8 protein-coding genes are annotated in these 7056 nt (G+C 53.0%); all 8 read left to right on the top strand.

Annotation, left to right across the window (positions count from 1 at the left end; translation table 11 throughout):
- Positions 1–406: 406 nt before the first annotated feature.
- Genes ehuB through thpD form a run of 8 tightly spaced genes read left to right on the top strand, consistent with a single transcriptional unit; the run spans position 407 to position 6658 of the window.
- Positions 407–1267 carry an ectoine/hydroxyectoine ABC transporter substrate-binding protein EhuB gene (gene ehuB / locus BLT35_RS15145; protein ID WP_430016617.1) on the top strand — a complete coding sequence of 287 codons (861 nt, stop codon included), beginning with the start codon at positions 407–409 and terminating at the stop codon, positions 1265–1267.
- 1 nt (position 1268) lies between these two features.
- Complete coding sequence (ehuC, locus tag BLT35_RS15140) at positions 1269–1922, top strand: ectoine/hydroxyectoine ABC transporter permease subunit EhuC (protein WP_074728757.1); 654 nt, start codon at positions 1269–1271, stop codon at positions 1920–1922.
- A 3-nt stretch (positions 1923–1925) separates the two neighbouring features.
- Entirely contained in the window at positions 1926–2588 is a 663-nt protein-coding gene (gene ehuD, locus BLT35_RS15135; protein WP_054817565.1) for an ectoine/hydroxyectoine ABC transporter permease subunit EhuD, read from the top strand.
- 30 nt (positions 2589–2618) lie between these two features.
- Entirely contained in the window at positions 2619–3404 is a 786-nt protein-coding gene (gene ehuA / locus BLT35_RS15130) for an ectoine/hydroxyectoine ABC transporter ATP-binding protein EhuA (protein ID WP_074728754.1), read from the top strand.
- Positions 3405–3419: 15 nt separating this feature from the next.
- A complete protein-coding gene (ectA, locus tag BLT35_RS15125; RefSeq protein ID WP_074728752.1) occupies positions 3420–3941 on the top strand; it encodes a diaminobutyrate acetyltransferase in 522 nt (173 codons plus the stop codon).
- 24 nt (positions 3942–3965) lie between these two features.
- Positions 3966–5279 carry a diaminobutyrate--2-oxoglutarate transaminase gene (gene ectB, locus BLT35_RS15120; protein WP_254611490.1) on the top strand — a complete coding sequence of 438 codons (1314 nt, stop codon included), beginning with the start codon at positions 3966–3968 and terminating at the stop codon, positions 5277–5279.
- A 4-nt stretch (positions 5280–5283) separates the two neighbouring features.
- Positions 5284–5685, top strand: coding sequence for an ectoine synthase (locus BLT35_RS15115; RefSeq protein WP_074728749.1), 402 nt, complete (start codon positions 5284–5286; stop codon positions 5683–5685).
- Positions 5630–6658, top strand: coding sequence for an ectoine hydroxylase (thpD, locus tag BLT35_RS15110; protein ID WP_083351309.1), 1029 nt, complete (start codon positions 5630–5632; stop codon positions 6656–6658). Before BLT35_RS15115 ends, thpD begins: the two co-directional genes overlap by 56 nt.
- The last annotated feature ends 398 nt before the right edge of the window (positions 6659–7056 follow it).

Raw genomic sequence — 7056 nt, 5'->3', positions numbered from 1 at the left:
GAAAGAACGAAGCAAAGCGCTTACAAGGAAGAGGTTCCTTCGGGGTTCGCGTTCCAGGCATCTTAAATGACTGCCCACGCTAGCTTGACACTGACTGTAGGATTTTGTCATTTGACATAAGGGACGGATTATGGTAATGCCATAACATAGCAAGACTTTCGACGTAAACCGGAGAATTGGGTATAATCCGGGAGGATATGCCGGGAATAAGGAGTATAGGGCAGATGAGCTTTCCTTACCCTAGGAGAAGAGGGATAATCTGGAATAATGCTGGGATATCCGACATGACCCACAGATGAGATCATGTTAGCATTTAAAGTGATCGCGATCAAAAACATTTGGAGGGATGTGGGACAGCTTGAGGCAATGGTTGAACATTCCGCTCATTCTTTTATTGTTTGCGGCAGTGGCAGGATGCGGAACTGTAAATGATGCCGGAGCTCCTGAGGGAGACAGACCGGCTGCCGCCGGAGGCAATAAAGAGGGCACATTAGCCAGAGCGCAAGAACAAGGTTATGTCACAGTAGGATTCGCCAACGAAAAACCTTACGCCTACCAAACGGCGGACGGGGAACTGACCGGTGAAGCGGTAGAGATTGCACGGACCGTATTGAAAAATTTAGGTATTAACGAAATGCGCGGTGAATTGACCGAATTCGGTTCGCTGATCGCCGGCTTGCAGGCCAAACGGTTTGATCTGATTACTGCGGGTATGTTCATTCATCCGGACCGCTGCTCGGCTGTCGCTTTTGCCGATCCGGAGTACAGCATCGGAGAAGCGATTGCCGTCAAAAAAGGGAATCCTTTAGCTTTATACAGCTACAAGGATATTGCCGGGAATAAGAGTGCCCGTGTGGCGGTTATGGCCGGTGCGGTGGAAATCGGGTATTTGGAAGCATCCGGCGTGCCCAGGGATCGCATACTGGTCGTCCCCGATCAGGCAACCGCCATCAGCGCCCTGCAAGCAGGACGCGCGGAAGCGATTACGATGACTGGGCCATCGCTGCAGTCCATGCTGGATACGGCGAATGACAGCAATTTGGAACGGGTGTCCGACTTCCAGCAGCCGATCGTGGACGGCAAAAGTGTCAGAGGATATGGAGCTACCGCTTTCCGGCAGGATGACCAGGAGTTTAAAGACGCATTCAATGCAGAATTGAAGAAGCTGAAGGAGTCGGGCGAGCTTCTGACGATCCTGCAGAAATTCGGATTCACGGAGGATGAGCTTCCGGGCGACATGACGGCCGCGAAGCTGTGCGGTCAATAACATGGATGTTTCCGTAATGAGTATGCTGCCGCAGCTTCTGGAAGGAGCTAAAGTAACGGTCTTGGTAGCTGTGCTTGCCGGATGTCTTGCTTTTGGAGCCGCCGTGACGGCGGGACTCTGCAGGCTGTCCGGATGGCGGACCGTACGGACGGCCGCAGCGGTTTACGTTGAGCTGTTCCGCGGAACCTCGCTCTTGGTGCAGTTATTCTGGCTTTACTTTGCACTGCCGTTCCTGGGGGTGGAGCTTCCGAAGCTGCCGTCGGCCGTGCTTGCCGTCGGGCTCAATTTTGGCGCATACGGGTCGGAGATCGTCCGCAGCGCGATTCTGGCTGTTCCCAAAGGGCAGTGGGAGGCGGCGACTGCACTGAATATGACATCTTATGATCGGATGACGAGAATTATTTTTCCCCAAGCTTTTGTTCGTATGCTGCCCCCATTCGGCAATTTAATGATCGAACTGCTGAAATCGACCTCTCTTGTATATTTCATTACGCTCGCCGATATGACGTATCAGGCGATGCTGCTCCGAAACCAATACTACCCGATGACGCCGTACATTTTTGCGCTGCTGCTTCTGTTTTACTTTGTTTTGGCCTATATTGTGTCCTTATGCACCCGGTGGGCTGAACGAAAAGCGGCGTCGGGGAGGATATAGCCGATGTGGAATTGGGAATATACTCTGCAAATCCTGCCGGAGCTGCTCAGGGCATTAAAGATGACGGTTGCGGCAACGGCAGGGGGATTTGCCTTAGCCTGCGCAGGCGGCCTGGTTCTGGCCCTGGCTGCCAGATCGCGCCGGAAACCGTTGGCTTTGGCGGCAAAGGCCCTGACGGAATTCGTGCGAAATACGCCATTGCTGGTACAAGTGTTTTTCCTGTATTACAGCTTGCCCTTGATAGCGAATATTTCGCTTTCGGCTTTTGCCGTCGGGATCATTGGCTTGGGGCTTCATTACAGCACCTATTTATCCGAAGTGTACCGTTCCGGCATCGAAGCCGTCCCCAAGGGGCAATGGGAAGCGGCGACTGCGCTGAATTTTTCTAAACCGAGAACGTGGTTTTCCATCGTATTGCCCCAAGCCATACCGCCGATCGTGCCGATCATGGGCAATTATTTGATCGTGATGTTCAAAGAAACGCCAGTCCTTTCTGCGATTACGCTGGTGGAGCTCTTGCTTACGGCCAAAAATATCGCTTCGGTTTCGTACCGCGTGTTCGAGCCGTATACGCTGGTCGGCATACTGTTTCTGCTGATCAGTTTTCCGGCCTCTCTGCTGGTCAGGAGACTGGAAATCAGGCTGAATCGTCAAAGAGGACTTTGACGTGAGGCGAGGAACAGGAGATGAAACAAAATGACGGATTATCCTGTAGTAAGATACTTGAACATTCGGAAAAGCTTCGGCGATATCGAGGTGCTTAAAGGAATTGATTTGGATATCGCCCCTGGCGAGAAGGTCGCCCTCATCGGCCCCAGCGGTTCGGGCAAAACGACACTCGGCCGCCTGCTGATGACGTTGGAGGAGCCAACCTCCGGCACGATTGAAGTCAACGGCGAATCGCTTTGGCATATGAAGTCGGGCGGCAGGCAGGTGCGCGCGAATGAGAAGCATCTGCAACAGATGCGCAGCAGCATCGGGATGGTGTTTCAGCATTTCAACCTGTTTCCTCATATGACCGTACTTCGCAATGTAACGGAAGCCCCGATTCGTGTACTGGGACTTGCCAAAGAAGAGGCGCGGGAGCGTGCGGTGCTCATGCTGCGAAAGGTGGGGCTGGAGGAAAAGCTGGACGCCTACCCCGCGCAGCTTTCCGGAGGACAGAAGCAGCGTGTGGCGATCGCGCGGGCTTTGGTTATGCGTCCGAAGGTGATGGTATTTGATGAGGTAACCTCCGCGCTCGACCCTGAGCTGGTAGGCGAGGTGCTTGAAGTCATCAAAGAAATTGCAAGCGAGGGCGAAATGGCGATGCTCCTCATCACCCATGAGATGGAGTTTGCCCGCGATGTGGCCGACCGCGTCGTATTTGCCGCCGACGGCCGGATCGTGGAGGAAGGAACACCCGAAGAGGTGTTTGAACATCCGCAAAGTGAACGTCTTCAAGCTTTTCTCAGGAGGTTTCGTTCAACGGTCAGTGTATGACAAAGGAGGGATCGGATGTCTCATACCGATACGAAAATTATTCGATACCGAAAGCCCCGCAAAGAGGACGGGGGCAAGGTATGGGAGTTGATACGCTCGGCAGGTGCGTTGGACCTCAATTCGGCTTACTGCTATATCATGCTGTGCGATTATTTCCGCGACACCTGTCTTGTGGCGGAGCAGGGCGGGAGGCTGGCGGGCTTCGTATCCGCTTTTCGTCCCTCTGGTCGTGAGGATACGCTATTTGTCTGGCAAATTGCGGTCGCCTCGGAATATCGCGGCCGGGGAATCGGCAAAACGCTTCTTGACAAGCTGTTGGCCCAATGTGGAGAACGCCCCGTTCATTACGTGGAAGCGACGATAAGCCCTTCCAATCAGGCTTCCCGGCAGTTGTTTGGCAGTTTGGCAAGACGGTATAATATCGCTTTCATAGCGAGGAAGGGCTATCCGGCCGAGATTTTCCCGGGCCATGGTTCTCATGAAGAAGAAAGCTTGTATCGCATTGGACCGCTTCAACCTAAACCCGTATCCGTTTAAACCCGAAAAGGAGGAGGATGACGAATGACGCAAACGATGAAAGAAACCGCGGAAATGACATCCCTGCACGTTTTTGAGGAGCTGGAATCGGAGGTGCGGAGCTATTGCAGGAGCTTCCGTACGGTTTTTTCGAAAGCGAGCAATGATAAGCTGTGGGATGTGGCCGGACGGGAATATATTGATTTTTTCGCCGGTGCAGGGGCATTGAATTATGGGCATAACAACGAGCGAATTCGACAAAAGCTGGTTCAGTATTTGCTGGAGGACGGCATTACCCACAGTCTGGACATGGCTACGAAAGCGAAAGAGGACTTTCTTATCCGGTTTCAAGAAGTGATATTGAAGCCGAGAGGCCTGCAATATAAAGTCATGTTTCCGGGACCTACGGGAACCAATGCAGTGGAAAGCGCGATGAAAATCGCCCGTAAAGTCACGGGCCGTGAAACGGTGCTTTGCTTTACGAATGCGTTCCACGGCATGTCGCTGGGATCGCTGTCTGTGACCGGCAACAAGTTTAAGCGCAAGGGGGCCGGCGTGGCTTTAAATCATTCAGTATTTATGCCGTACGACGGCTATTTCGGCGCTGACACTGATACAGTGGCTTATATGGAGAAGCTGCTGGATGATCCGGGCAGCGGCGTTCCTCTTCCGGCGGCCGTTATCGTGGAGACGGTACAAGGCGAGGGCGGACTGAACGTGGCTTCGGTTCCATGGTTGAAACGGCTGGAGAAGCTTTGTGATCAACGGGGTATTTTGCTCATTATCGACGACGTTCAGATGGGCTGCGGCCGGACGGGGACGTTCTTCAGTTTCGATGAGGCGGGGATTCGCCCGGATATCGTTTGTTTATCCAAATCGATCGGCGGCTATGGCCTCCCGATGGCCTTGACACTTATCAAGCCTGAGCTGGATGTATGGGCTCCGGGAGAGCATAACGGCACATTCCGCGGGAACAATTTGGCCTTTATCGCCGCCACGGAGGCTTTGTCGTATTGGGAAACCGATGCATTTTCGGTAGAAGTGATACGCAAGGCGAAACGGGTGCGTACGTTTTTGGAAGAACAGGTGAAGCTGTACCCTCAGCTGCAAGGGGAAGTGCGGGGCAAAGGCTTCATTCAAGGCATTGCCTTTGCGGACGCCAAGAAGGCCGGATTGCTCTGCGAAGCGGCTTTCAAGCGCAGAGTCATCATGGAAACCTCCGGACCGGACAGCGAAGTGGCGAAGCTGATGCCTCCATTGACGATAGATCATGAAGTATTGGATCAAGGGCTGCAGCGGGTCTCCGATAGCATGAAAGAGCTGGCGGCAAGCATTTCGTCTCAAGAGAAGGGAGCGTAAATATATGATTGTAAAATATTTGGAGCAGGTTGTGCATACCCAAGACGACGTCGACACACCGACCTGGAATTCCCGCAGGCTGCTGCTTGAAAAGGACGGCATGGGGTTTTCCATGCATGACACGATCATTAAGGCGGGAACGGAAACGCTGATCTGGTATAAAAATCATGTGGAAGCCGTGTACTGCATTGAAGGCGAAGGAGAAATCGAGGTCATTGGCGGCCAAACGTATCCGATCCGTCCGGGAACGCTTTATGCGCTCGACGGGCATGAAAAACACTACCTTCGGGGGAAGACGGATATGCGGATGGTGTGTGTATTTAATCCTCCTTTAACGGGACGCGAGGTTCATGACAAAGACGGGGTGTATCCGGCATCTGTGGAAGCAGCTGAAGCACGCGGGTAAAGACGAGTACTACAGATTAGAAAAGGAGCTGGTAACGGTGGCTTTTGATGGATCGAATGCTCGTACAAAAGATGGAATAGCGGCGGTACATCCCCGTTCTTACGAAAATGCAGAGGACGCTTATCCTTCCAGAATCAAGCCTGTGGCCGAATTTATTAGCCGTAAGGATCCTGTCGTATATTCAGAGTGGACGCAGGAGAGCCCGATTGCCAGGGAGCAATCCGATTTTTATGAGAAGAACGGGTATTTGTTCCTTGAGGACTTTTTTACGGATGAGGAGGTTGACGTTTGGCGTAAAGAGCTGAAGAGGCTCCAGGAAGCCGGGCGGCATTCGGATAAAGACGAGGTGATTCGAGAACCGGAGAGCAGGGAAGTACGATCGGTGTTTGCGGTGCATCGCGATAACCCGGTATTCCGCAAGCTGTCCGAGCATTCCAAGCTTCTTGGCATCGTTCGTTATTTGCTGGGGAGCGATGTTTACGTGCATCAGTCGCGTATTAATTTCAAGCCCGGCTTTAACGGGAAGGAATTTTACTGGCATTCGGACTTCGAGACATGGCACGTCGAAGACGGTATGCCGAGAATGCGGGCGCTAAGCTGCTCGATAGCGCTTGAAGACAACAGCTACTTTAACGGTCCGCTGATGGTCGTTCCCGGTTCTCATCGTACGTTCGTGACCTGCGTGGGCGAGACGCCGGAAGACCATTACCGAAGCTCTCTCCGGCGCCAGGAATACGGCGTGCCCGACCAGACCAGCCTGACTGAGCTTGTCCGCCAAGGCGGCATTGAGGCTCCGGTCGGCAAAGCAGGTTCGATTCTGCTGTTCGATTGCAACCTGATGCATGGCTCAAGCAGCAACATCTCACCGATGCCGCGCAGCAACGTGTTTCTGGTGTACAACAGCACGGAGAACCGGATCGTCGATCCGTTCTCCGGTCAAAAGCCTCGTCCGGATTATATCGCTGCCCGCTGATCGCCATGCTCCGCTGCCTGACATTTATTTCATGTGCAGAAAGAAATAATCCGGATCTTAGGCTGGGCGCTGACTTGGGGTAACGGTTGACTTTCCGTTAGGACTGTTGGAGGCGTTATTCGGGCTTATCTTGCTCGGGGGGATCCCTCGCCGGCTTTGGATTTTGTGTTCCGGGAAAAACGGCGGTCTTGCTTGCAGCGGACCGGTTTGATTACAGCGTCGATGAATCAAGCGGTTAGCCGACTGGAATGTCCGGGGCTGTCCGAAAGAGTAAAGGATTTTATGCGAAAAAGCTTCCAGAACCACTGTTAAAGTGGAGCTGGCAGCTTTTTTTCTTAAAGATCGAACGAACGGCCAAAGCGGAGAGTGGACAATCATGGCTTTTGGGATAGCACTTG

It is taken from the genome of Paenibacillus naphthalenovorans, from assembly GCF_900099895.1.
Lineage (GTDB): Bacteria > Bacillota > Bacilli > Paenibacillales > NBRC-103111 > Paenibacillus_G > Paenibacillus_G naphthalenovorans.
Note: the sequence above shows the minus strand (reverse complement) of the source record. Positions and strands in the feature narration are given on the sequence as shown.